The 25,971-nt window shown below is 66.9% G+C and carries 20 protein-coding genes; 13 read left to right on the forward strand and 7 right to left on the reverse strand.

What is annotated here, in order from left to right; translation table 11 throughout:
* The first annotated feature begins 221 nt into the window (after window positions 1-221).
* On the forward strand, window positions 222-623 hold the full coding sequence (locus tag ATO3_RS08855) for a hypothetical protein (protein ID WP_088649494.1): 402 nt from the start codon (window positions 222-224) through the stop codon (window positions 621-623).
* Window positions 624-699: 76 nt separating this feature from the next.
* Here ATO3_RS08855 and uvrA read toward each other — a convergent pair whose 3' ends face one another.
* The 4 genes from uvrA to ATO3_RS08875 form a co-directional block, all read right to left on the reverse strand.
* Complete coding sequence (gene uvrA / locus ATO3_RS08860) at window positions 700-3,609, reverse strand: excinuclease ABC subunit UvrA (protein ID WP_088649495.1); 2,910 nt, start codon at window positions 3,607-3,609, stop codon at window positions 700-702.
* Between the two features lie 184 nt (window positions 3,610-3,793).
* On the reverse strand, window positions 3,794-4,354 hold the full coding sequence (locus ATO3_RS08865) for a methyltransferase domain-containing protein (RefSeq protein ID WP_088649496.1): 561 nt from the start codon (window positions 4,352-4,354) through the stop codon (window positions 3,794-3,796).
* A 207-nt stretch (window positions 4,355-4,561) separates the two neighbouring features.
* A complete protein-coding gene (locus tag ATO3_RS08870) occupies window positions 4,562-6,985 on the reverse strand; it encodes a GcvT family protein (protein ID WP_088649497.1) in 2,424 nt (807 codons plus the stop codon).
* Between the two features lie 455 nt (window positions 6,986-7,440).
* Entirely contained in the window at window positions 7,441-8,025 is a 585-nt protein-coding gene (locus tag ATO3_RS08875) for an NADPH-dependent FMN reductase (RefSeq protein ID WP_088649498.1), read from the reverse strand.
* 247 nt (window positions 8,026-8,272) lie between these two features.
* On the opposite strand from ATO3_RS08875, the gene ATO3_RS08880 reads away from it, so the two are divergent.
* A complete protein-coding gene (locus ATO3_RS08880) occupies window positions 8,273-8,671 on the forward strand; it encodes a winged helix-turn-helix transcriptional regulator (RefSeq protein WP_088649499.1) in 399 nt (132 codons plus the stop codon).
* 63 nt (window positions 8,672-8,734) lie between these two features.
* On the opposite strand, the gene ATO3_RS08885 is transcribed toward ATO3_RS08880, so the two are convergent.
* Window positions 8,735-9,961, reverse strand: a complete 1,227-nt coding sequence (locus ATO3_RS08885) for a DUF2254 domain-containing protein (RefSeq protein ID WP_088649500.1) — start codon at window positions 9,959-9,961, stop codon at window positions 8,735-8,737.
* Window positions 9,962-10,242: 281 nt separating this feature from the next.
* On the opposite strand from ATO3_RS08885, the gene ATO3_RS08890 reads away from it, so the two are divergent.
* The gene (locus ATO3_RS08890) at window positions 10,243-12,651 is read left to right on the forward strand and encodes a GcvT family protein (RefSeq protein WP_088649501.1); all 2,409 of its coding nucleotides are present in this window, start codon (window positions 10,243-10,245) and stop codon (window positions 12,649-12,651) included.
* Window positions 12,648-13,253 carry a nucleotidyltransferase family protein gene (locus tag ATO3_RS08895; RefSeq protein WP_088649502.1) on the forward strand — a complete coding sequence of 202 codons (606 nt, stop codon included), beginning with the start codon at window positions 12,648-12,650 and terminating at the stop codon, window positions 13,251-13,253. Before ATO3_RS08890 ends, ATO3_RS08895 begins: the two co-directional genes overlap by 4 nt.
* 177 nt (window positions 13,254-13,430) lie before the next feature.
* Here the strand turns inward: ATO3_RS08895 and ATO3_RS08900 are convergent, their stop codons facing one another.
* Together ATO3_RS08900 and ATO3_RS08905 are read right to left on the reverse strand one after the other, a co-directional pair.
* Window positions 13,431-15,944: a Hint domain-containing protein gene (locus tag ATO3_RS08900; RefSeq protein WP_088649503.1), complete on the reverse strand. Its 2,514-nt coding sequence runs from the start codon at window positions 15,942-15,944 to the stop codon at window positions 13,431-13,433.
* A 737-nt stretch (window positions 15,945-16,681) separates the two neighbouring features.
* Window positions 16,682-17,836, reverse strand: coding sequence for a DegT/DnrJ/EryC1/StrS family aminotransferase (locus ATO3_RS08905; RefSeq protein WP_088649504.1), 1,155 nt, complete (start codon window positions 17,834-17,836; stop codon window positions 16,682-16,684).
* Between the two features lie 430 nt (window positions 17,837-18,266).
* Between ATO3_RS08905 and ATO3_RS08910 the strand changes: the two genes are divergently transcribed.
* From ATO3_RS08910 to ATO3_RS08950, 9 genes are all read left to right on the forward strand, one after another.
* Window positions 18,267-19,433, forward strand: coding sequence for an alpha-D-ribose 1-methylphosphonate 5-triphosphate diphosphatase (locus ATO3_RS08910; protein WP_088649505.1), 1,167 nt, complete (start codon window positions 18,267-18,269; stop codon window positions 19,431-19,433).
* 315 nt (window positions 19,434-19,748) lie between these two features.
* Window positions 19,749-20,558, forward strand: a complete 810-nt coding sequence (phnC, locus tag ATO3_RS08915) for a phosphonate ABC transporter ATP-binding protein (protein ID WP_088649506.1) — start codon at window positions 19,749-19,751, stop codon at window positions 20,556-20,558.
* Between the two features lie 104 nt (window positions 20,559-20,662).
* On the forward strand, window positions 20,663-21,580 hold the full coding sequence (gene phnD, locus ATO3_RS08920) for a phosphonate ABC transporter substrate-binding protein (protein WP_088649507.1): 918 nt from the start codon (window positions 20,663-20,665) through the stop codon (window positions 21,578-21,580).
* 174 nt (window positions 21,581-21,754) lie between these two features.
* On the forward strand, window positions 21,755-22,696 hold the full coding sequence (gene phnE / locus ATO3_RS08925) for a phosphonate ABC transporter, permease protein PhnE (protein WP_088649508.1): 942 nt from the start codon (window positions 21,755-21,757) through the stop codon (window positions 22,694-22,696).
* On the forward strand, window positions 22,693-23,571 hold the full coding sequence (gene phnE, locus ATO3_RS08930) for a phosphonate ABC transporter, permease protein PhnE (protein ID WP_088649509.1): 879 nt from the start codon (window positions 22,693-22,695) through the stop codon (window positions 23,569-23,571). Before phnE (ATO3_RS08925) ends, phnE (ATO3_RS08930) begins: the two co-directional genes overlap by 4 nt.
* Window positions 23,572-23,581: 10 nt before the next feature.
* On the forward strand, window positions 23,582-24,088 hold the full coding sequence (locus ATO3_RS08935; protein WP_088649510.1) for a P-loop NTPase family protein: 507 nt from the start codon (window positions 23,582-23,584) through the stop codon (window positions 24,086-24,088).
* Window positions 24,085-24,750: a DapH/DapD/GlmU-related protein gene (locus tag ATO3_RS08940; RefSeq protein ID WP_088649511.1), complete on the forward strand. Its 666-nt coding sequence runs from the start codon at window positions 24,085-24,087 to the stop codon at window positions 24,748-24,750. Before ATO3_RS08935 ends, ATO3_RS08940 begins: the two co-directional genes overlap by 4 nt.
* 159 nt (window positions 24,751-24,909) lie before the next feature.
* The gene (locus ATO3_RS08945; RefSeq protein ID WP_158217923.1) at window positions 24,910-25,401 is read left to right on the forward strand and encodes a permease; all 492 of its coding nucleotides are present in this window, start codon (window positions 24,910-24,912) and stop codon (window positions 25,399-25,401) included.
* Window positions 25,398-25,880: a hypothetical protein gene (locus tag ATO3_RS08950; protein WP_088649513.1), complete on the forward strand. Its 483-nt coding sequence runs from the start codon at window positions 25,398-25,400 to the stop codon at window positions 25,878-25,880. The genes ATO3_RS08945 and ATO3_RS08950 overlap by 4 nt, the downstream gene beginning before the upstream one ends.
* Window positions 25,881-25,971 lie beyond the last annotated feature (91 nt).

Raw genomic sequence — 25,971 nt, forward strand, 5'->3', positions numbered from 1 at the left:
GAGAGCGCTGGGGGCGCTGCCCCCAGACCCCCGGAGGTATTTGTCTCCAAGAAGAAAGCCACGGCGTTTGTTCCGTTTTGTACAAAGCGGAATCGGCGGAATGTCGCCCTTTGTCCATTTTGTACATCGCCGAGCGACGGAACAGATGGGATGTTTTCGTGTTAAAATTGTAAGGACGCGCCGCGATGAGGGCTGCGTCGCAAGACGGAAGGAGACGTCCCATGAAACCCATACTGATCGCCCTGCTGGCCGGGTCCATGACCCTGAGCGCGGGGGCCGTTCTGGCCCAGGGCAAAGGCAACGGGCATGGCAACGGAAACGGGCACGGCAACAAGAGCAAGGGCAACGCCAATGTCGTGCGGATCGACCCGGTGCAGACAACCCAGGCCGCCGGCTGTCCGCCCGGTCTCGCGAAGAAGAATCCGCCCTGCGTGCCGCCGGGCCAGGCCAAGCGGTATGGGCCGGGCCAGGTGATCAACGATTACGTCTATATCAACAACCCGGGCCGCTACGGTCTGTCGGGCGGCAATTACGTGCGCGCCGGCAACTACGTGTACAAGGTGGATCAGAACACCATGGAGGTGCTGAACCTCGTGGGCGCGGTGGCCGATATCCTGAACTGAGGATATCGCCGCGCGCAGGGAACGGGCCGGGTCTGTTGACCCGGCCCTTTTCATGTCCGCGGTGGGAATGCCCAGGTTACTCGGCCGCGACGCGCTTGGGGTTCAGCATCGGCTTGAGGTAGCGGCCGGTGTGGCTGGCCTCGATCTCGGCGACCTGCTCGGGCGTGCCGGTGGCGACCACGGTGCCGCCGCCATCGCCACCTTCGGGGCCGATGTCGATCAGCCAGTCGGCGGTCTTGATGACGTCGAGGTTGTGTTCGATCACCACCACCGTGTTGCCCTGTTCGACCAACTCGTGCAGCACTTCCAGAAGCTTGCGCACGTCTTCGAAATGCAGGCCCGTGGTCGGCTCATCCAGGATGTAGAGCGTGCGGCCGGTGGAGCGTTTCGACAGCTCCTTGGCCAGTTTCACGCGCTGCGCCTCGCCGCCCGAAAGCGTCGTCGCCTGCTGGCCGACCTTGATGTAGCCGAGCCCCACGCGGGCCAGCGCATCCATCTTGTCCCGGATCGAGGGCACCGCCTGGAAGAAGCTTTGCGCATCCTCCACCGTCATGTCGAGCACGTCGGCGATGGACTTGCCCTTGAACGTGACCTCAAGCGTTTCGCGGTTGTAGCGCGCGCCGCCGCAGGTTTCGCAGGTGACGTAGACATCCGGCAGGAAGTGCATCTCGATCTTGATGACACCGTCGCCCTGGCAGGCTTCGCAGCGGCCGCCCTTGACGTTGAAGGAGAAGCGGCCGGGCTTGTAGCCGCGCGTCTTGGCCTCGGGCAGGCCGGCGAACCAGTCGCGGATCGGCGTGAAGGCGCCGGTATAGGTGGCCGGGTTCGAGCGCGGCGTGCGGCCGATGGGCCGCTGGTCGATGTCGATGACCTTGTCGAGATGTTCCAGCCCCTTGATCGTCTCGCAGGGCGCGGGCGTCTGGCGGGCGCCGTTGAGCCGCATCGAGGCGGTCTTGAACAGGGTCTCGATGGTCAGGGTCGACTTGCCCCCGCCGGAGACGCCGGTGACGCAGACGAACTTGCCCAGCGGGAAATCGACGGTGACGTTCTGCAGGTTGTTGCCGGTGGCCTTGACCACAGTGACCTTCTTCTTCCCCTTCTTGCCCTTGCGCCGCTCGGCGGGCACGGCGATCTCGCGCGTGCCGGCAAGGTATTGGCCGGTCAGGGATTTCGTATCGGCGATGATCTGGGCCGGGGTGCCGTGGCTGATCACTTCGCCGCCGTGCACGCCGGCGCCGGGGCCGATGTCGAAGACGTAATCGGCCTCGCGGATCGCCTCTTCGTCGTGCTCGACGACGATGACCGTGTTGCCCTGGTCGCGCAGGTTCTTGAGCGTCTGCAACAGCCGGTCGTTGTCGCGCTGGTGCAGGCCGATGGAGGGTTCATCCAGCACGTAGAGCACGCCGGTCAGGCCGGAGCCGATCTGCGAGGCGAGCCGGATCCGCTGGCTCTCGCCGCCCGAAAGCGTGCCGGCGTTGCGCGACAGGGTCAGGTATTCGAGGCCCACGTTGTTGAGGAAGCCGAGCCGCTCGCGGATCTCCTTGAGGATGGCGCGCGCGATCTCGTTCTTCTGGGGCGACAGATCGTCGGGGACCGAGAGGGTCCAGTCATAGGCTTCCTTGATCGACATCTGCACGACCTGGCCGATGTGCAGCCGCTTGTCCGGGTCGGCCGAGGGGCCGATCTTGACCGCCAGGGCTTCCTCGCGCAGGCGGTAGCCGTGGCAGGTGCCGCAGGGGCGGTTGTTCTGGTAGCGTTCGAATTCCTCGCGGATCCAGTTGCTGTCGGTCTCGCGGTAGCGGCGTTCCATGTTGGGAATGACGCCTTCGAAGCTGCGGGTGACATTGTAGATCCGCCCGCCCTCGTCGTAGCGGAAAGGGATTTCCTCGTCGCCGGAGCCGTGCAGGAAGACCTGCTGGACATGGGCCGGCAGGTCCTTCCAGCGGTCGTTGCGGTTGAATTCGTAATGGCGGGCGATGGCCTCGATCGTCTGAAGGAAATAGGGCGACTTGCCCTTGCGCCAGGGGGCGAGCGCGCCATCGGCGATCTTCAGCGTGGCGTCGGGCACGACGAGGCGTTCGTCGAAGAAAAGCTCCATCCCCAGCCCGTCGCAATCCGGGCAGGCGCCGAAGGGAGCGTTGAAGGAGAACAGGCGCGGCTCGATCTCGGGGATGGTGAAGCCGGAAACCGGGCAGGCGAAGTTTTCGCTGAAGGTGATCCGCTCCGGCTCGTCCGTCTCTTGCGAACCGGCCTCGCCAGGTTTCGGCGCGGTTTCGAGAATGGCGATGCCGTCGGCGAGGTCGAGCGCGGTGCGCAGGCTGTCCGCCAGGCGCTGTTCCATGCCTTCGCGCACGACGATGCGGTCCACGACCACGTCGATGTCATGGCGGAACTTCTTGTCCAGCGTGGGCGGCTCGTCCAGCTCGTAGAACGTCCCGTCGACCTTGACCCGCTGGAAGCCCTGCTTGCGCAGCTCCAGCATCTCCTTGCGGTATTCGCCCTTTCGGTCGCGCACGATGGGGGCGAGCAGGTAGGCGCGGGTGCCCTCCTCCATCGCCATGATCCGGTCGACCATGTCCTGCACCTGCTGCGCCTCGATCGGCTGGCCGGTGGCGGGCGAATAGGGCGTGCCGGCGCGGGCGAAGAGCAGGCGGAGGTAATCGTAGATCTCGGTCACCGTGCCGACGGTGGAGCGCGGGTTCTTCGACGTGGTCTTCTGCTCGATCGAAATCGCGGGGCTGAGGCCCGAGATGTGATCGACGTCCGGCTTTTCCATCATGTCGAGGAACTGGCGCGCATAGGCCGAGAGCGATTCGACATAGCGGCGCTGGCCCTCGGCATAGATCGTGTCGAAGGCGAGCGACGACTTGCCCGAGCCGGAAAGCCCCGTGATCACCACGAGTTCGTCGCGCGGAATGTCCACGTCGATGGACTTCAGATTGTGTTCGCGCGCGCCGCGGACCTCGATGAATTTCTGTTCAGGCATGGCAGACCCCTTACTGCGGCAAAGGTAGGCGATCCCGGTTCGGGGGCCAAGCGAAAATGGAGAACAAAAGGTAAACCTTCAGATCGTTCGTTTACCACTGCTTCGCGCGGCATCGCAAGCGCACGGGGCATGGCCCACGCCGATATAGGGCGGGATCTGGCGGAAACCAGAGCCGGGGGGGCAGTCAGGTCTTCCGCGCGAGCGCCCAGGCGCAGATCGGCATGTCGGGGTCGTTGTCGAGGCTGTCGCGCGCCGCGTCGTAGTCCGGCGGCCAGGGGCCGTCGTCAAGGTTGCGCCGCGCGGCATTGCGGTTGCCCCATTGATCGGCCTCGATGGCGTCCTCGTCAAAGCCCGCCTCGATCAGCAGGTTCTTCAGCCCGCGCGCGGACCAGCGGGAATTGTCCATCGGCGCGGCATGGAAGGGGACGAAAAAGGGCACGGCGAGCCAGAAATGCCCGCCCTTGCGCAGCATCTTGCGCACGTTCTTTGTCGCGGCATAGGGGCGGTCGAGATGATCCCAGACCTGGTTGGCAAGGACAAGATCGAACCTCAGGTCCTTGCCGCCTTCCCGGTAGGGCCCGGCGCAGATGTCCCACTCGGGGTAAAGAAACTGCCGGTAGGAGCGGAAGGCGAACCCCCTGCCCCATTTGCCCGACACCTCGGCTACGTCGAGCGTCCCGGGCCCAAGGGCCTTGATGAGCGCACGGCTCGATTTCTGCATGACGACGCGATTGAGGCTGACCATGGCGCGCAGGAAATCCGATCCCAGCGCGCGCGTCCAGTCGATGTGGCGCGGGTTGCGCAGACGGGATCGAGTATTTGGGACAAAGGTGAAGACAGGGCCGCATCGCGCAGATCCAGCCGTCCCGCGCGATCCCCTGCTTCTTCTTGGAGACAAATACCTCCCGCCGGAGGCTCCCGCCCTCACCGACAATCCGGCCGCCGGGACGTCTCACGCCCGCAGCCGCAGGCCCTTGGGATCGAACAGCGGGTCGGGCAGGATCCGGGCCGCGTGCGGACGGCCCAGAAGCATGACCGACAACTCGGCCTCGTCGGGCACGTCGGCCTTGACGAAGGCCAGCGCCAGGGATTTGCCCAGATGGTGGCTGTAGGCGCCGGAGGAGATGCGGCCGACGCCGGTCTCGCCGGAGAAGACCGGCTCGCCGCCGGTGGCGTCGGCGTTGGAGGCGTCGGTGGCCGCGCTGTCGAGTTCGAGCATCACCATCCGCTCGCGCGGTGCGCGCGACAGGGCCTCGGCGACGGCATCGCGGTGGAGGAAGGCCTTGTCGAGCCTGACCAGCGGGTCCAGCCCGACCTCCTGCGGCCAGTATTCGGGGGAATAGTCGCGGCCCCAGGAGCCATAGCCCTTCTCGATCCGCAGGGCCATCAGGGCGCGGCTGCCGACGGGGCCCGCGTCCAACGGGCGGCCCGCACCCAGCAGCGCCGCGTAAAGCGCCGGCTGGTGTTCGGTGGCGCAGTGCAGTTCCCATCCCAGATCGCCGGTGAAGGAGACGCGGATCGCCGTGCAGGGAATACCCGCCACCGTGATCGCGCGGGCCCGGAAGAAGGGGAAATCGGCGGTGGCCAGCGACGTGTCCGTCAGCGGTTGCAGAAGGTCGCGGGCCAGCGGGCCGGCGACGTTGAAGCCGCAGGTCTCGGTGGTGGTGGAGCGGAAGGTGGTGCCCCCGGGCAGCGGGACCTGCCTGAAGAAGCGCAGGTGGTAGCGTTCGGCCATGCCGGAGCCAACGACAAGGTAGCGGTCGGGGGCGAGGCAGGCGATTGTGAAATCCCCGGCGATGCCGCCGCGTTTCGAGATCAGCGGCGTGAGGCAGCAGCGGCCCGGGTCCACGGGCATGTGGTTGGCGAAGAGCGCGTCGAGCCAGTCGCGCGCACCGGGCCCCTCGACCGCGTAGGTGGCGAAGTTGGAAATGTCGATGATCCCGGCCCGGTCGCGCAGCATACAGGCCTCGGCCCCCACCGGCGCCCACCAGTTCTGGCGGGTGAATCCGTTGGTGTCCTGCGTCCCGGGCGTGTCGGCGAACCAGAGCGGATGTTCCCAGCCGGCGTTCAGCCCCATGACCGCGCCCATCTGCAGTTGTGTCTCATATATGGGACGCGTTCGGGCGGGCCGGCCGGCGGCGCGTTCCTCGTTCGGGAAGTGGATCGCGAAGCGGTGGGCATACTGGTCGGCGACGCGGGCGCGGGTGAATTGCGGCGTGGCCCAGTCGCCGAACCGGGCGATGTCCCAGGCGAAAAGGTCGTATTCCATCTCGCCTTGCGTGATCCATTGCGCCGCCATCAGCCCCATGCCCCCCGATTGCGAGAAGCCGGGGATGATGCCGCAGCAGGCGAAATACTGTCTCAGTTCCGGGACAGGGCCGAACAGCACGTTGGCATCGGGCGACCAGATCATCGGGCCGTTGATGACGCGCTTGATCCCCGCATTCCCCACCGCCGGAACGCGCGCGATGGCGCGCATCAAGTTCTCCTCGATACGTTCGAGATCATCGGCAAAGAGCTCGTGACCGAAGCCTCCGGGCGTGCCCTCCACCGCCCAGAGCCGCACGTCGCGCTCGTAGGCGCCGACCAGAAGCCCCTGCCCTTCCTGGCGCAGGTAATATTCGCCGTCGCGGTCAGCGACCGAGGGCAGACGGCGGCCCATGGCGGCGATCTCGGGGATGGTCTCGGTCACGAAATACTGGTGTTCGGTGGGCTGCAGCGGCAGGGCGATCCCGGCCATGGCGGCCACCTCGCGCGCCCAGAGACCGGCCGCGTTGACGACCCATCCGGTGTGGATGTCGCCCTTCGGCGTGCGGACGATCCATGACCCGTCTGGCTGCGGCTCGGTCCCGGTGACGGGGGTGAAGCGGTGGATCTCGGCGCCCATCCGGCGGGCACCGGCGGCATAGGCCTGGGTCACGCCCGAGGGATCGACGTTGCCGCCGTCGGGCTCGTACATGATGCAGCGGATGCCGTCGAAATCCACCAGCGGATGCAGGCGCTCGGCCTCGTCGCGGGAAATTTCGTGGAAATTCATTCCGTAAAGCTTCGCCTTCGCCGCCTGAAGCCGCAGCTGGTGCTCGCGCGCCTCGGTCTGGGCGAGGTAAAGCGACCCGGCCTGGAACACGCCGCAACCCTGGCCCGTTTCGGCCTCGAGCTGCTTGTAAAGCTGCATCGTGTAGTGCTGGAGGCGCGAGATATTGGTGTTGTCGTGCAGCCCGTGGATATTGGCCGCGGCATGCCAGGTGGAGCCCGAGGTCAGCTCGTCCCGTTCCAGCAGGACCACGTCGCGCCAGCCGGCGCGGGCCAGGTGATAGAGGATCGAGCAGCCGATCAATCCGCCGCCGATCACGACGGCCTGGGCGTGGGTCTTCATGGGGGCATCCTTTTGACTGCCCCCAACAGAACCGCGTCGGGTCACGCCGGGATCGTCTGATCCCGACATGACAGGTCGCGAACAGTCATTTGGCGCAGCTTGGCCCCCCTAGCCGTTGCAGGCGCAGCCCCGTCCGACGTTGCAGGATTTGCTTTTGGAGATGCAGGAATCCCCGCACGCCTTCCCCTTTCGGCAGGTCTTGCAGCAGGACTGCGAAAAGGTCGTAAGGCCGCCCACGGACTCGAGGCGAAGAAGCAGGCTTTCGGGTTGGGAAGAGGATGACGGAACACTCATCGACATGTGCTGAGCCGAAACGCCATCGGACACCGGCAAAAAGGACAAAACTGAAGTTACAGCTACAAATCCGATTAGAACTCGATAAGACAAAACGGGCTCCCTGCACAAAAACGTTAACAAATCGTTAACTATTTTCTCGTGCAGGGGAAGCCCTTTGGTCAGGCGGCGGCGGCCACGTCTTCGCTGCGCAGCGGCTTCAGGGCGCCGGCCCATTTCTGCAGCTCGTCCAGAAGGCCGGTCAGGCCCTTGCTCATCTCGTCATTCGGCTTCAGCGTGCCATCTTCGATGAAGTTCCAGACCATCGGCGCCGGGACCACCTGCGGCAGCGGCATCATGTTGCCCGTGCTGATCAGGCTGCGCAGTTCCTGCGCGGCACGGGTGCCGCCCGAGATGCCGCCGTAGCTGACGACACCGGCGACCTTGTGGCGCCATTCCACCGACAGCGCCTGCAGCGCGTTCACCAGGGCGGCGGGCGGGAAGTAATCGTATTCCGGCGTCACGAAGATATAGGCGTCGGCGTCGGCCATTGCGGCGGACCAGGCCTTGGTGTGATCGTGCTGGTAGTCCTGCATCGCCGGGTGGTTCGGCTCGTCCAGAAGCGGCAGGTTGAAGGAGTCGAGGTCGACCAGCTCGACGTCGAAGCCGGCGTGATCCTTGGCGGCTTTTGTCACCCAATCGGCGACGGTGGGGCCAACGCGGCCCGGGCGGGTGGAGCCGATGACGATTTTCAGCTTCATGGACATGGTATAACTCCTGGTCCTTGTGTCTTTGTGTCGTGTCTCTCGTGCGCGGCGACCGGTCCGTGACCCTCCCATCCGGATCGGGCCGCGCTCTTGTTCCGGATCTCCGAGCGTTCAACTTGGTTACATTCGGAAACCGTGGTATCCAGGCGATACCGGGATACGGACCCTAGATAACGATGGGTCAACGCACCACAAGACGGCACGTTCCCGTTACCGCAGGCACCCAGACGAAACCGAGGTCACCCAGATGAAACCGCTTCCCCGCCATGGCGACCCCCGCTGCCCCGCCGTGCGCAACCTGCTGCAGACGATCGGATCCAAGTGGTCGGTCATCGTGGCGCTGCATCTCAGCGCGGGCCCGCACAGATTTTCCGAGCTAAAACGGTCGGTTGGCGGGGTTTCGCAGAAATCCCTCACCACCTGCCTGAGGGAGCTGGAGCGCAACGGGCTGGTGGAAAGAGTGGTCACGCCAAGCGTCCCGCCCCGGGTGGATTACGCCCTGACGGAGCTGGGCGAGACCCTGATGGAGCCGCTCAAGGCGCTGACAGCCTGGGCGGTGCGCAATGAATGTGCGGTGGCGCAGGCCCGGGCGCGGTTCGAAGAGGCCGAGGAGGCCGAGCCGGAGAAGCAGCCGGCCGCGGTCTGACTGCTCGGCTCGCGGGCCTCGGTCGACGCGCTCGTGTCGGCGCAGGGACGGTCGCGGCCCGGGTCAGTCCGCCGGGCCCTGCACCAGCCGGTCGCGGGAGGCGCGCGCGGCCTCTTTGACAACGGGCCCGCCGTAGGTTTGCAGGCGGTCCAGCGCCGCCTCGATCGCCTCGCGCACCTCGGCCCGGTCGGCCCCGTCGCGGGCGATGATCTCCAGGCTGGTGCGAAAGAACACGTCGGGCTCTGTCGGGGCCATGTAAAGGCGCGTGTTGACGATCCTGTCCTTGTCGCCGGCGGGATCCTCCTGCCCCTCGGCCCCCGGTTTCGGCGCGCAGTCCATCAACACCGCGCTCAGCCGGTGGACCACGTCCACGGCGGTCTGCGGATCGTTGATCCCCGGCGACAGCGCGCGACTGGCGACCTCGGTCAGGACGATCACCGCCAGCCGGGGATCCTGTTCGAAAAGCCGGTTCGACGTGATGCGAAAGCCGCTGCGCAGCCGGTCTCCGGCGGCCTTGTCCGGGGTGTTTCCGTCGATCCAGGCCAGCGGCATGCCCGGAAGCAGGTAATCGCCGGGCCGGGCGGGAATATACAGATCCACGCCGCATTCCTCGGCCTCGACCTGGAGGTAATCCTCGAAGATCTGCTCCAGGTACCCGGCGCGTTCGGCCACCAGGGCGGGCTTGCCCGAATGGGACAGGATCTCGTCCCGGTCCATGACATGGCCGCCCAAGGCGGGGCGGGACACGAAATCGGACATGACGCGATGCGCGATTGTCTCGAAGGATTCCAGCGAGGCATCGACAGAGCCCAGCGAGGCCAGGTGATCGATCCAGCGCATGATGGACCCGATCACGATCAGAACCACCAGCACCGTCATCAGAAACAGCAGCGCGCTTTCGGAGCGTCCCATGAAGGGGGTGGCGCGCAGGATGATACCCAGCAGCGCGAAGACGAAGGCGCCGACGAAGTTCGACAGCACCGCATTGGTCAGCGTGTCGTCGCGCAGCACCAGCCGCGTCCGCGGGGTGACCGAGGACGAGGCGAACTGGATCGCGCCGGTGAGGATCGACAGCGAAAAGGTCGTCACCGCCAGCATCGAGGAGGCGAGGATGTTGAGAATGGTATCGAGGGAATCGACGCCCAGTTTCTCGACCACCACGTCGGGCACCACCGGCCCGATGAAAACCGCCGCCGCCAGCGCCACCAGCGCCAGCGAGGCGATGATCAGCACCCGGGAGACAAGGCGCCGCAAGAGCTGGGCAAACACGCGCAGAAACGTTCGCAGCATGGGCTTTCCTCTGTCTCCGCCCGCCGCGCGGGCCTGTCGATCGGTCGTGTTCTGGCCTATCGCACGGCGAAAGTCCCGTTTTATGTGCCGGGACGGTGTCCGGGGCCGGGATTGGGACCTGTTCCGCAATGACGCCGGGAGCGGCGCCTTGGCCGTGCGCTCTGTTCCCTGCCCGTCATGGCGCCGGGATGGTCCCGAAGCGACATGTGCTGTCGCGTCTGGGCTTGTTTCCGGCCGGTCCCGCGCCGACAGTTTCCACGCCAGGCTGAAGGATCAATGTGATGAAGACAACCACCCGCGTCGCGGTCATCGGAGGCGGCGTTGTCGGCGCCTCGGTGCTTTACCACCTGACCAAGCTGGGCTGGAGCGATGTCATGCTTCTGGAACGGTCCGAGTTGACGTCGGGTTCCACATGGCACGCGGCGGGCGGGTTTCACACGCTCAACGGCGACACCAACATGGCCGCGCTGCAGGGCTACACGATCCGGCTTTACAAGGAGCTGGAGGAGATCACCGGCCTGTCCTGCGGGCTGCATCACGTGGGCGGCGTGACGCTGGCCGACAACCGCGACCGGTTCGACATGCTGCTGGCCGAACGCGCCAAGCATCGTTTCATGGGGCTGGAGACCGAAATCGTCGGCCCGGAGGAGATCGCGAAGATCGCGCCGATCACCAATACAGACGGCATCATCGGCGCGCTTTACGATCCGCTGGACGGGCACCTGGACCCGTCGGGCACCACCCATGCCTATGCCAAGGCCGCGCGCATGGCCGGGGCCGGGATCGAGACCCATTGCAAGGTGGTCGAGACCAATCCCCGCGCGGACGGCACCTGGGACGTGGTCACCGAAAAGGGCACGATCCACGCCGAACACGTGGTCAATGCCGGCGGGCTCTGGGCGCGGGAGGTGGCGGCGATGGCGGGCCTTTACCTGCCGCTGCTGCCGATGGCGCATCAGTACCTGGTGACCGACGACATCCCCGAAATCTACGAGCGCGACGCGGAACATCCCCATGTCATGGACCCGGCCGGAGAGAGCTATACCCGGCAGGAAGGCCGGGGCCTGTGCATCGGGTTCTACGAACAGCCCTGCCAGCCCTGGGCCGTGGGCGGCACGCCGTGGGACTTCGGGCACGAATTGCTGCCGGACGATTTCGACAAGATCGAACAGTCGATCGCCTTCGCCTATCGCCGCTTCCCGGTGCTGGAACGCGCGGGCGTGAAATCGGTGATCCACGGGCCGTTTACCTTCGCCCCCGATGGCAACCCGCTGGTCGGTCCGGTGCCGGGGATGCGGAACTACTGGTCCGCCTGCGCGGTGATGGCCGGGTTTTCCCAGGGCGGCGGCGTGGGCCTGACGCTGGCGCAATGGATGATCGAGGGCGAGCCGGAGCGCGATGTCTTTGCCATGGATGTCGCGCGGTTCGGGCCGTGGACCACGCCGGGCTATACTGTGCCGAAGGTGATCGAGAATTATCAGAAGCGGTTTTCCGTCTCTTACCCGAACGAGGAACTGCCGGCGGCGCGCGGGATCCGGCGCACACCGATGTATGACGTCTTTGACGCCATGGGCGCGGTCTGGGGCGCCCAATACGGGCTGGAGGTCGTGAACTACTTCGCCGAAGAAGACGAGCCGCGCTATGAGACGCCCAGCTTCCGGCGGTCGAACGCGTTTGACGCCACGGCGCGCGAGGTGAAGGCCGTGCGCGAGGCGGTGGGTATCAACGAGGTGCAGAACTTCGGCAAATATGCCGTGACGGGGCCGAGGGCGCGGGCCTGGATCGACCGGGTGATGGCGGGGCGTGTGCCGCCGCCGGGTCGGATCGCGCTGACGCCGATGCTGTCGGAGAAGGGCAAGCTGATCGGAGATTTCACGATGTCCTGCCTGCGGAAAGAGGAGTTCCAGCTGACCGCCTCCTACGGGGCGCAGGCGTTTCACATGCGGTGGTTCGACAGCCACCTGGAAGACGGTGTGACCATCGAGAACGTCTCGGACCGGCGGACGGGGTTCCAGCTGGCGGGGCCGAAGGCGCTGGAGGTACTGGCGGGTTGCACCGGAGCGCCGGTGGCGCAGATGCGGTTTCTCGACGTGGCGCGGATGGTGGTCGGTACGGCGGAGTGTATCGTGCAGCGGGTGAGTTACACCGGCGATCTGGGCTACGAAATCTATTGCGACGCGATGGAACAGCGCCAGCTGTGGGAGGTGCTTTGGTCCGCCGGGCAGCCGCACGGCATGCGGCCCTTCGGAATGCGGGCGATGATGTCGCTGCGGCTGGACAAGGGGTTCGGCAGCTGGATGAGCGAGTTCTCCCCCGATTACACCCCGGCCGAGACCGGGCTGGACCGGTTCATCGCCTGGAGCAAACCGGTGGACTTCATCGGGCGGGCGCCTGCCGAGGCGGAACGCGCCAGCGGCCCGACGAGGTGCCTCGCCACCTTTGTCGTCGAGGCCGATGACGCGGATGTGCAGGGATACGAGCCGATCTGGCTGGAGGGCGCGGTGCAGGGCTTTTGCACCTCGGGCGGCTATTCGCATTTCGCCGGGCAATCGGTGGCGATCGGCTTTCTGCCCGCAAACCGGATCGCCAATGGGCTGAAGGTCGAGATCGAGATCCTTGGCCAGATGCGCCCGGCCACGCTTTACTCCACGCCGCTCTTCGATGCCGATGGCGCAAGGATGCGGGGATGAGCGATATCCCGATCCTGCTGCTTGCGGCCGGGGCGTCGAACCGGATGCGCGGGCGCGACAAGCTGATGGAGGAGGTCGACGGCCAGCCGCTGGTGGCCCGCATGGCGCGGATGGCGCGGGCCGCGACCGATGGCGCGGTGCTGGTCACCCTGCCACCGCAGCCGCATCCGCGTCATGGCGCGCTCAAGGGGCTCGACATCGTGCCGGTGGAGGTGCCGGAGGCGGCCGAGGGCATGGGCGCCTCGATCCGCACCGGGATCGGCGCGCTGCCCGAAGGCGCGCGGGCGGTGATGGTTCTGCTGGCCGATCTGCCGGACCTGCGGGCCGCGGATCTGCGGACCGTCCTGCAGGCGGTCAAGGATCGGCCGGACATGCAGGTGTGGCGCGGCGCGACGGAGGATGGGCGCGCCGGGCATCCCATCGTCTTCGCGGCGGCGCTGTTTCCCGACCTCGCCGCCCTTGCGGGGGACGAAGGGGGGCGATCGGTGGTCGCCGCCGCCGGGGACCGCATGTGCCTTGTGCCCCTGCCCGGCCAGCAGGCTCTGGCCGACCTCGACACGCCCGAAGCCTGGGCCGCGTGGCGCGCGGCCAGGGGCAAGTGAGTGACCCCGGACGGCGGCGCCCCGGAGATCGGGATCAGGCGATGACGATGGGACAAAGCCCCGCATTCGCGTGAGATCGGGTAAGATCTGGATGGGGCGGCACCTGAAAGGCTCAGGCCCCCGCGATGCGGTCACCGAGGGACCACCTGGTGACCGGATCACACCAGAGGCGGGCACTCAGGGAAAGAGCACCCGCGCCTCGTGTTTCCTCAGTGCGCGACGGGCGGCGTGGTAATCGTTCAGCCCCTCGGTGGTTTCAAGCTCGGGGAAAAGCTCGAAGATCTCGGTGCGCTGCGCGTTGCCGATCCCGGCCAGCGAATAATCCCCGGGCTGAAAGCTTTCGGTCCAGGCGCCGTCCGACAGCACCACCTCGTGGTGGTCGAACATCATGTGCAGGTAGGTCGCCTGCCCGACCTCGACCTCTTCGACACCGTCGAGCCCGGTCAGGTGCTTGGCCGCGACCAGCACTTCGCTTTCGTCGAAGTGAAGCGCGGTCTTGTCGTTGGCGACAAGCACCCGGTGGTTGGGGCTGAGCAACATGTCGCGTTCCGGCAGGTCGTTGCCAAGCGCGCCCTTGCGGATGCGGATCGGGCGCAGATGCCGGCGCTGCGAAAGCTCGCCCGCGGTCAGGTGCCGCCGGCCCATCCAGCGGATTTCCTGGATGCCGTTGTCGCGGGTGATGATCCGGTCGCCCTCGCGCAGGGTTTCCACCAGCTTCTCGCCGCGCGGCGTGGCGATCCGGGTGCCGGGGGTAAAGCAGATGACGACCTTTTCGATGTTCTCGAAGGTGGCGGTGCCGGTTTCCTTGCCGTCCTTGTCGTAGAACCGGACCGTGCCGGCCTCGGGGTCGCCATCGGCATAGTCGACCGACAGCGTGCCGCCCGGGTTCGCCGCCCTGGCCGCGCCCGTCAGGTCGAGCACGTCGATGTCCTTGCCGTCGGGATCCTCGCCGCCGTCGATCGTGTCGCCCGGGGTGATGTCGAAGAAGGTGTCGTCGCCCTCACCGCCGTAGAGCCTGTCGTTGCCCTCGCCGCCGGTGATCCGGTCGTCGCCGCCCTCGCCGTAGATGACATCGTCGCCTTCGCCGCCGAAGAGCGTGTCGTTGCCTTCTTCGATTAGCACGGGCGCGTCGAAATGCACGTCGGTGATGGTGATGCCGGAATTGTCGTGACCGGCCTGGTCATGGGCGATCTCGATCCGCGAGACGGGACCCGGGATCTGAACCAGCACCGAATTGTCCAGTGCCGTCGGGTCGAGGTAATTGTCGCCCCAGGCCTGGCTGGCCGTGTCGGCGCCGGTGACGGTATCGGTGTCGGAGAGCCGCAGGTTGCAGCCCGCCGTCAGCGTGATCTCGACCGGGCAATTGTCGGCATCAAAGGCGGTGACCCTGACGATGCCGTCGCCGTCGATGTCGTTGATCCGGAAGGCCACGTTGCTGACCGCCCCGGAGAAATCCAGCCGGTAGTCGGCGTCGTTGCGATTGCCGTTCAGAACCGAGGAAAAGCCGCTGGTCGCATCCGCCTCGCCATCGGGGGCGATGCCGTCGGTGGCCTGGGCCACGTCGTCATAGGTGTTGGTCACCCCGGGATCGGCGTTCAGCACCTTGAACGACACCTGGACCGAGCCGGTGTCCTGCGTGAACCCGCCGCTGAGGTCATCGCCGTCGTCGATGGGCGCAGGCCCGTTCGGATCGGGCGCCTCGGACCAGCGAAAGACCTCGCGGCCGGAGCCGGTGGCGCTGTCGAGCGTGCTGTCGCCGTAGATCGTGTCGTTGCCCGCGCCGCCGTGGACCGTGTCGTCGCCGGCCCCGGCATAGATCGTGTCGTCTCCTTCGCCCGCCTCGATCTCGTCGTCGCCGCCGCGTGCGTCGACGATATCGTCATCGGGGCCCTGGCCCGGCAGGATGGCATCGCCGTTGTCGATCCGGTCGCCATCGGGATCGCCGGTATAGCCCAGGTCGATCAGGTCGTCGCCCTCGGTGCCCTCGACGATGCCGTCGCCGTCGTGGCCGCCGTGGCCCAGGACATCGGCATCCATCACCGCGACATAGTCGATCGTGCCCTCGAAGCCCTGGTCGTAGCAGCCTTCTTCGTATTCCCGCGCGCCGAAGATGAAATTCTCGCCGTTCGCGTGATCGACATTCATCGACATCGGCGTGCCGATCTCGATCGTCTCCTCGGTTTCGGCGCTGAGGTTGACGACCTTCAGCGCGCCGCCCTTGTCCGACCAGCTGTAGGTCAGCCGCAGGTCGTCGCCGGGGCTTGCCAGCCCGTCCGACGTCGCCACGCAGATTTCGGTCCCGTAAGAGACCTGCTGCACCTCGATGGCGCCGTCGGCGGTGACGCGGATGTCGAGGAAGCCGTCCTCGTAGCGGGTGGCATGGTCGCCACGGCTGACCAGCGTGTCGGGCGAGGTCCCGGTGTGGCAGGTCTGGTTGAACTCCAGCACCAGGCTGCCCTCGTGCAGGTCGAAGGGCGTATCCTCGGCGTTGACCTGGAAGAAGCTGCAGCCGTTGGTGACCAGTTCGCCGTTCTGCGCCCAGGCGCCGTGAAAGCTGCCGTCCTGCGCGATGCCGTCGTCCAGGCCGGTATCCGCCTTGGGATCAAAGGGCAGGAAATCCCACAGCCCGATCACGTTGGCGGAATAGGTGTTCTCAAATGCCTCGACATCATGCGTCGTCGTCTTCGTCATCGTTCACTCCTTCCCGGTCCGAAGACCGGCCCGCCTGACCGGCGCGCTGCAGCCCCGGGCACCCCTGCAAACGATGTGACGGACCCTGTGCCGACCCCGACGGGCACGCTGCACAAGGCACAGCGCTGCCTTCCCTGCCCAAGCTGTCGGACAGAGCCGGTCGAGACGGCGCATTCCCGCGTCTCCGGTCGAAAATGGTCCCCTGAACGCCGAACGCCGGCGCTGTCACCAACGGCCGCGTCCTGCAGCCGGCAGAAGTCGCCCCCGAGTGGGCAGGATCTGATTATCGCCGCATTTTCATCGCTCAAAGTGAAAATTGTCCCAAAAAAGCCCCGATCTCATTCGGTGCGAGCAGGTCATCCGGACGTGATCCGGACGCGCTGCGGACAGGAATTGAACCCAGGCGGTGCGCCTGGGACACCAACCAACTGTTTTTAAATCGGTTTCCCCAATACAGCCCGACACCCGACACCATCGTCGGCAGAACCGCACGGCGAAGGGCTCCATCTGAATTTGTGTTAATATTCGGGCAGATCGGTCCGAGGCCCCTCAATCGGCAGCCGCGGGATTGTCCGGAAAGCGGGGCCAATCGCGACACCAGGAGGGGATTGAAAACAGACCCGCCACCCCTTGCAGGGAATCGCTGACTAGAGCTGTCGGAAATCGTGGCGGACCTGCGGCCCCGGCCCGGGCGGGACGTGATGGGGACGGCCCGATCGCGCGGACCGTCCCGGTTTTCAGTTCACGCGCGAGAGGGTTTCGACCACCAGCGCGATCTGCGCATCGGTCAGGTCCACCGCCGCGGGCAGGCCGATATGGGTGCCGCTCAGCCATTCGGTCACGGGCATCGGATCGTGGCCCCGGCCCTGCATAAGCGGCTCGCCATGCAGGCCGCGACCGTACCAGCGGCGCGAGGCGATCCCCAGCGCGGCCAGGGACGAACATACGCGGTCCGCCCTCTCGGGATCGATGCAGTCGATCAGCACGTAGGCCCCGCTGACCTCGGGGCTCAGCCGCAGCGTGCCGGGCATCGAGAGCGAGACGGCAGCGGCCCGGCGATAGCTGTCGGCCAGGGCGACGAATCGGGCGCGCCGTTCGGGCCAGTGATCCAGCTGCGCGAGACCGACGGCGGCGTGATACTCGCTGAGCTTGCCGTTGAACCCGTCCATCTCGCAGCGGCGCTCATCGCTCATGCCGAAATTGGCCACCTGCGCCAGCCGCGCCCAGCCATCCGGCGAGCGCCACAACACGGCGCCGCCCTCGGCGGTGGAAAAGGTCTTGGTCGCGTGCAGGCTTAGCATGACCGGCACTTCGGAGCGCACGAGCGAGGGATCGGCCTCGAACTGTTCGAAGGCGCCGGCGCCATCGATCACCACCGGGCAGCCGGTTTCGGCCTGGAAGGCGACCCAGGCTTCCATGTCGGGGCGGCAGCCATAGGCGGTGACCGCCATGACAAGCCCCACGCGATGCAGTTCGGGGTGGCTGGCCAGGGCCTTCGGATCGGGCATCCAGGTCTCGGGATCGACATCGACGAACCAGGGCTCGTATCCGCAGCGGATCGCCGAAAGCGCAGTGGCGATGAAGGTATAGGAAGGCATCAGCGCCAGCGGCCGGTCCGGCCGGGCGGTGCCGGCATGGGCAATGATCGCCGCCTCGAGCGCCGCGCTGCCGGTGCCCAGCAACGAAACCGAAAAGGGCGGCAGTTTCAGATAATTGCAAAGCCGCGTCTCGAGCTCCTCGAGGAGAGGTCCGCGGTTGGAATACCAGCGCGCGGCATCGATCCGCTCTAGATAGGCGGCGATGCTTGCGGCTGGCGGAAGCAGAGGGCGCTGCACCTGCGACAGGGAGACGTCGATCATGGTGCGGGCGGTCAGCTTTGAATCGATACTCAAACAGGGGACCTTTCGTCGGGACGCGCTCACAGCGTCGTGATAAATGCTTAACAAAAGGACATTTTCCGGTCAACGGACCTCCGGCGGTCGGGAGCGCGGAAGGTGCGGCGCCGGGCCGGTTTCGCCCAAGGGCGCGCCGGTATATGGGTGGCGCCACGGGACCCAGCGAGTGGGTGGTCGCATAACGCAGCGTCAACATGACGCCGCCTGCTTTGTAGCCCAAGGCGGAACGGCATCGGGCCCCGGGGGGTTCATGTGCGGGGCGTGGCGGGCCCGCGCCAGACGCCCGGGGTGTCATCCGCCGTCACGCAGGCGTCACGGTGCTGTCGCATCGCGCCGCTACTCCCGGCGCCTGCGCCGCCCTCCGGCCCGGCGCGACCATCCCCCGCGCCTGACGCGGCAAGACGAACGAGAAGGAAAGGACGGCAACATGTGGCTTTCGAATGCAACCCTGGTGGGGCCGGACCGGGTCTATTCCGGCGCCCTGCGGATCGCGGACGGACGGATCGAGGAGATCACCGAGGATCCGGTCGAGGGCGTGGCGGTCGATTGCCAGGGCATGCTGCTGACGCCGGGGCTGATCGACATGCACGGCGACATGATCGAGCAGGAGCTGGAGCCGCGTCCGAGGGTGCATTTCCCGACCGAGGTGGCGCTGAATGCGCTCGACCTGCGGCTGGCGGCGGCCGGGGTGACCACGGCCTATGCCGCGGTCTCGTTCACCGCCGGGGCGTCGCAAGGGCAGCGGCGGTCGTTCGATCATACGTCGGACGTGATCCGCGCGCTTGGCGCGGCGAAGGACCGGCTGCGGATCGATCACCGGGTCCATGCGCGGTTCGACATCACCTTCGAGGATGCGCTCTCCGTGGTGGAGGCCCTGATCGAGGACGGCGCGGTCGACCTGATCTCTCTGATGGATCACACGCCGGGCCAGGGGCAGTATCGCGATCTGGAACGCTTCGCGGCGCAGCTGGCCTATTCCCGGGGCATCGACCACGAGGAAGCCGAGCAGCTGGTGGCCGACAAGATCGTCGACCGGACCCGCCCGGCCGAGGTCATCGCCACGACCTTGCAGGAGATTGCCGCGCTCTGTGCCCGCAGCGGCGTGCCGATGGCAAGCCATGACGACGACACGGCCGAGAAGGTGGCGCTGATGGCGGGCCTTGGCGTGCGGATCAGCGAATTCCCGGTCAGCGACGAGGCCGCTGCCGCCTGCCGCGACCATGGTCTGGTGACCGCCATGGGCGCGCCCAACGCGCTGCGCGGGCTCAGTTATTCCGGCAACCTCTCGGCGCGCGAGGCGCATGCGGCCGGGTACCTGGACATCCTGGCCGCCGATTACCACCCGGCGGCGCTGCTGCCCGCGCTGCTTATCCTGGCCGAGACCGATCCAAACGGCCTGCCCGGCGCGCTGGCCATGGCCACCGACACGCCGGCCCGCGCCCTGGGCCTGTCCGACCGGGGCCGGCTGGAGCCCGGGCTGCGCGCCGATCTCGCCATCTTCGACCCGGCCAGTTCGGGCCGCTGCGTGGCGGCCTGGTCGGCCGGGCGCATGGTGCATTTCGACGGAACGCTTCAGATGCCCCTGCCCCTGTGACAGGCGGCTGACGGGCGGCCGAGCCGCGCGCGCCCGGCACGCCGGCCATGCCTCGGCTCGCCTGGATGGCCAAGACGAGGTCGCCGCCCTTCCGGATGGTTCCGGGAGGGCGGTTCAGGATCCACCCCCAACTGCTGCCGCCTGCCCCGCGGCAAACCTTCGCGCCGACTGCGGTGTCCTCCCTGCCCCGCCGGCCGCGGCTGATGACAGACCCGTGACAGAGCGGTGTCGAGTATGACAGCCCTTGTCACCTGAGCGTCAATCGCCTGTCATCCGGGCCCAATAGGCACGTCCCGACTTCAACGGGAGCCCTAGATGACCACCAGCCTCCGCCTCGACAACGTGACCCGAACCTTCGGCGAAACCCGGGCCGTGGACGGGGTCTCTCTCGATATCCGCCAGGGCCAGTTCGTCGGCATCATCGGGCGCTCCGGCGCGGGCAAATCCACGCTGCTGCGGCTGATCAACCGGCTGATCGAGCCGACCGAAGGCTCGGTCGCTTTCGGCGGGACCGAGATCACCACCCTGAAGGGCCGCGCCCTGCGCAACTGGCGCCGCGACTGCGCGATGATCTTCCAGCAGTTCAACCTGGTCGACCGGCTGGACGTGCTGACCAACGTGCTGATCGGACGGCTGGCGGATCACGGATTTCTCAGCGCGATGGCGATGCGGTTCACCGACGAGGAACGGACCATGGCGCTGATGGCGCTGGACCGGCTGGACCTGGTGCCGCAGGCGCTGCAGCGGGCCGGGACGCTGTCGGGCGGGCAGCAGCAGCGCGTGGCCATCGCCAAGGCGCTGGTGCAGCGGCCGAAGATCATGCTGGCGGACGAGCCGATCGCCTCGCTGGATCCCGCGAACGCGACGCGGGTGATGGACGGACTGGCCGCGATCAACCGCGACGAGGGGATCACGGTGCTGGTCAACCTGCACACGCTGGATACCGCGCGGGCCTATTGCGACCGGATCGTCGCCATGCGCGCGGGCCGGGTGATGTTCGACGGCTCGGCGGCCCAGCTGACCGACGGCGTGGTGCGCGACATCTACGGCACCGAGGGGCTGGCCGAGTTCAACGAGGCGGTGACCTCCACCGCCGCCCGGGGCCGGGCCCGCGTGACCGCCTGACCCATCCCGTCCGGCGCCGGGCGATCCGGCGGGCCGGACCTTCAGACCACAAGACCCACAGACCGCAAGACCCACAGACCAGACGCAATCCAGGGGGATTTCACATGCGTTTCTTCACCACCACCGCGATCCTCGCCGCCATGGCCGCTCCGGTCCTGGCCGAGGGCTGGAAGGACGATTACCAGGTCATCAAGTTCGGCATCCTGTCGGGCGAGAACGAACAGGATCGGCTGATGCGTAACGAGCCGCTGCGCGTCTATCTCGAAGACAAGCTGGGCGTGGAGGTCGAGATCTTCACCGCCGGCAATTACGACGGCGTGATCCAGGCCATGGCCGCCGACCAGATCGAGGTGGCGCGCTTCGGCTCGTCTTCCTACGCGGCCGTTTACACCGCAACCGACGGCGGCGTGCGCCCGACGCTGACGGCGATCGCACAGGACGGCTCGACGGGCTATTACTCGATCGTCGTGACCCGCTGCGACAGCGGCATCACCTCGCTGGAAGACGCCAAGGGCAAGGTCCATGCCTTCGCCGACCCGGATTCGACCTCCGGCTATGCCGTGCCCTATTTCAACATGATCGAACGCGAGGGCTTCAAGCCCGAGGATCATTTCGGCACGGTCACCTTCTCGGGCAGCCATGAGGCCGGGGTGCAAGGTGTCGTGAACGGCACCTTCGACACGGCCTCGACCTACCAGGACAACGATGCGGCCGGCGTCTACCAGCGCATGGTGGACAAGGGCATGATCGACGAGGGCGTGATCTGCAAGATCTGGGAAAGCCCCGAGATCACCTCGGGCCCCTGGACCTTCCGCACCAACCTGCCCGACGAGATGATCGAGGAGGTCACCGCCGCGATCGAGAGCTTCCCGCAGGACGATCCGGAGGGCTATGCGCTCTATTCCTCGTTCTCCGAGGACGACCCGAACCCCGAGGCCGGCTTCACCCGCGTCGATCACGACCGCTACCAGTGGATCGTGGACATGCGCGCCTGGATCAAGCAGCAGCGCCGCGGCTCCTGATCGGCACCGGGGCGGCGGGGCCTGTCCCCGCCGTCCGCCGCTTGGCGCCACGGTGGGTTGAAAACCCACCCTACGGATATCGGCACGGACCCCGCAGCCCCCGTAGGGTGGGTTTTCAACCCACCGTTCCCCACGCGCCGTCTCCTCGACCACCATCCCGGGATCAAATCGCCCATGACCCTGCTCACCGCCCATCCGGCGAGCCCTCTCCCCGCCTCCGGTGATCTCGCGCAGTTCGAGGCCGACTACGCCGCCCTGCGCCGCCGCACCCGGATCGGCTGGGCGCTCGGCGCGGCGATCTTCCTGGTGCTCTTCACCGTCACCGCTTGGCTCGGGGATTTCTTCCTCGTCACCCAGGTCACCCTGCCCGACGGCTCGCGCGACTGGCGCTGGATCATCCCCGCCGGCATCCCTCGCCTGGGCGAATACATCTCGCAGACCATTCCCGTCCTGCGCTGGGACAGCCTTGGGGCCGATCTGGCCAACTGGTTCTGGCGCTGGCAGATCTGGCTGCGCCTGCTGCTCGAGACCGTCCTGATCGCCTTCATGGCCACCACGCTGGGCGTCATCGGCGGCTTCCTTCTGTCCTTTCCCGCCGCGCGCAACCTTGCACCCAACCGCTGGGTCCTTTGGATCTCGCGCCGCTACCTCGAAATCGCGCGCACTGTGCCCGAGCTCGTGTGGGCGCTGATCTTCGTCTATTGCTTCTCGGTCGGGCCCATGGCCGGGGTCATGGCCATCGGGCTGCATGCCACCGGCGCGCTCGGCAAGCTTTACTCGGAGGCGAACGAGAACATCGACATGGGCCCGCTGGAAGGCGTCCGCGCCGCCGGCGGCACCTGGTTCGACCAGATCCGCTATGGCGCCGTGCCGCAGGTCCTGCCCAACATCGTCAGCTACACGCTGCTGCGGTTCGAGATCAACGTCCGCGCCTCGTCGATCATAGGTTACGTCGGCGCCGGCGGGCTGGGTCAGGAATTCCGCACCGCCATGTCCTTCCAGGAATATACCGACCTCTCGGCGCTGTTCCTCATCATCCTGGTGACCGTGGTCGTGATCGACTTCGGCTCGGAAAAGCTGCGCCACCGCATCATTGGCCTGGAGACCCGCCCATGACCGACACCCGCGCAACCTCCGGCATCACCGAGGCCCAGGTGCAGGCCGCGATGGAGGCCCATCCCACGGCCTTCCGCGATCCCCTGCCCCTGCGCCTGCGCAAGTTCGCCCTCTGGGCGTTCTTCATCGGCCTCTTCTGCTGGTGCCTTTACGATTTCGACATGTCGCCCCAGCGGATCTGGACCGGCATGGACCGTTTCGGCCGGGTCCTGTCCTTCATGTTCCCGCCCCATGTCTGGGACACCTGGGCCGAATGGTCCGACATCCTCAAGGGCCTGGGCGAGACGCTGTCGATGGCCTTCCTCGGCACGCTGCTGGGCGCCATCGTGGCCTTCCCGCTCAGCTTCCTCGGCGCGAAGACGATCAACCGCGTCTTCTGGTTCCGCATGTCGGTGCGGCGCGGCTACGACGTGATCCGCGCCTTCGAGACACTGATCCTTGCCCTGATCTTCATCCGCGCCTTCGGGCTCGGGCCGCTGGCCGGGATCCTGGCCATCGCGGTCTCCGAGATCGGAACGCTGGCGAAACTCTTCTCCGAGGCGCTGGAGAACACCTCGCAGAAGCCGGTCGACGGGGTCAAAGCCTCGGGCGGATCGCGGCTGCAGACGATCCGCTACGCGATCCTGCCGCAGGTCCTGCCGGTCTATATCTCGGTCATCCTCTACAATTTCGAAAGCAACGTGCGCTCCGGCACGATCCTGGGCATCGTCGGCGCGGGCGGCATCGGCTTCCTGCTGTCGGACCGGATCGCGGCCTACAAGTGGGATGAGGCCTGGATGATCATCTTTCTGATCATCGCCATGGTCTACGTGATCGACTGGCTCTCGGCGAAGATCCGCACCCGCCTGATTGGCGAATGGACCGGGGCACGCTAAGCCACGTTCCATGCAACGCATCATGATCATCGGCGCCCCGGGCTCGGGCAAAAGCACGCTGGCCCGGGCCATGGGCGACCGGCTGGGCCTGCCCGTCTACTTCATGGATCACATCCACTGGACACCCGGCTGGGTGGAACGCGATCCGGCCGAGAAGACGGCCATGGTGCGCGAGATCATCGCGAAGGACGCCTGGGTCTTCGAAGGCGGGCATTCCACCACCTATGCCGACCGTCTCGCCCGCGCCGACCTGCTGATCTGGCTCGATCTGCCCACCGGGCTGCGCGTGTTCCGAGTGATCCGCCGCTGCTGGCGCGACAGCGGCCGCGTGCGTGCCGACATGCAGGCGGACTGCCCCGAACAACTCTCGATGCTGCCCGAATTCCTGCGCTTCATCTGGACCACCCGGCACAGCAGCCGCGCCCGGATGCGCGCCCTGCACGAGGGCGCGCGCCTGCCCAAGAAACACTTCCGCTCCACGCGGGAGATCAACGCCTACCTGGAGACCCTGACATGAGCGGAGCCGGATCGAAGCCGCATCTCGCCGAGACCCCGACCATCCACGACAGCGCCCGCGTGATCGACTGCACCCTCGGCGCCTGGACCGAGGTCGGCGCCGGCACGATGCTGAAAGACGTGACGATGGGAGATTTCTCCTACATCGTGCAGGATTGCCACGTCGTCTGGACCACGATCGGCAAGTATTGCTCCATCGCGATGGGGGCGCGGATCAACCCGGGCAACCATCCCACATGGCGGGTGTGCCAGCATCATTCCGTCTACCGCTCCGAGGCCTATGGCATGGGCCCAGACGACGCGGACTTCTTCCAGTGGCGCAAGGCGCATTGGGTGACGATCGGCCATGATGTCTGGATCGGCCACGGGGTCACGATCACGGCCGGTGTCACCGTGGGCACCGGGGCGGTGATCGGCGCCGGTGCCGTGGTCACGCGCGACGTGCCGCCCTACACGGTCGTCGGCGGCGTGCCCGCCCGCCCGATCCGCCGCCGCTTTACCGAGGCCCAGTCCGACCGGCTGATGCGCCTGGCCTGGTGGGACTGGCCGCGCGAGAGGTTCGCTGCCGCCCTGCCCGATATCCGGGCACTCTCGGTCGACCAGTTCCTCGACGCCTACGAGACCAGGCCCGAAGACTTGCCCTCGGCGGCGCGGGATGCCTGAACATCGCCCCATGAAGGACCACGCATGAAAGATGGGGCGTCATCCGACACCAGCCGTTCCCATGAGACAGGCCCGACATCGCGAGACAGTCCGGAAGGACTGGCGAGCAGTCCCCGCCCCGGACCGGCGAAGCCCTCCGCCGACACGCCGAAGCGCAAGGTGATCGACGGCGGCTTCCTCCTGCTCTGCGCCCTCACGCTGGGCGCCGGGCTGGCCGTGGGCGTGACAAAGGGCTGGGACCGGGTCCTGCTGCTTTCGGGCGACGGGCTGGGCTTCGTCGCCGTGCTGCTGCCCAAGATTCTCTGCGGCATCTTCGTCGCCTCCGCCCTGCCCGTTCTGCTGCCACGGGAAAAGGTCGCCGGCTGGATCGGCCCCGACAGCGGCGCGCTTGGGCTGGTCTATGCCGCGCTGGCCGGCGCCATCATCCCGGGCGGCCCGATGATGACCTTCCCCCTCGCCGCAGGCATGCTGGCCGCCGGCGCCGATCTGGCCGCCGCGCTCACCTGCATCACGGCATGGAGCCTCTACGGCCTCAACCGCACCCTGATCTGGGAGCTCTCCTTCCTGCCCGCGGATCTCGTGTTCCTGCGCGTGCTGATCTGCCTGCCGCTGCCGATCCTGCTCGGCCTCGCCGTGAGGCGCCTGCGATGAACATCCTGATCGGCACCGTCCTCCTGCTGGGTCTGTCGGCCTGGTTCTGGCACAAACTCGGCCCCGAGCGTCGCCCCGAGGCGCTGGCCGCCACGAAAGCCACCCTCGCCTTCACCCTGCCGCGCATCGTCGTGGCGCTGGTCGGCGCCGGTCTCTTCGCCGAACTGCTGCCCGACGACCAGGTGCAGGCCTTCTTTGGCGCCGATGGCGGGTGGAAGGGCATCCTGCTGGCCGCCTGCCTTGGCCCGCCGACGCCGGGCGGCGCCTTCGTCAGTTTCGCGATCGGAGCCGCGGCGCTCAAGGCCGGGGCCAGCGTGCCCGCGGTGCTGACCTACGTCACCTCGTGGGCGCTGTTCTCGACCACCAAGATCCTGACCTACGAGATCCCGATGATGGGCGCCCGGGCGATGTGGCTGCGCGTGGCCTTGTCCTGGCCGATTCCCTTCATCGTGGGCGCCGTCGTGCTGCTGATCGGCTGAGGCTGAGGCTGAGGCTGAGGCTGAGGCTGAGGCTGAGGGCAGACCGTCCCGGCGCTCCCGGTCAAGCGCCCCGGCACCTTGTTCTGGCAGA

The organism is Marinibacterium profundimaris, assembly GCF_002210095.1.
Lineage (GTDB): Bacteria > Pseudomonadota > Alphaproteobacteria > Rhodobacterales > Rhodobacteraceae > Marinibacterium > Marinibacterium profundimaris.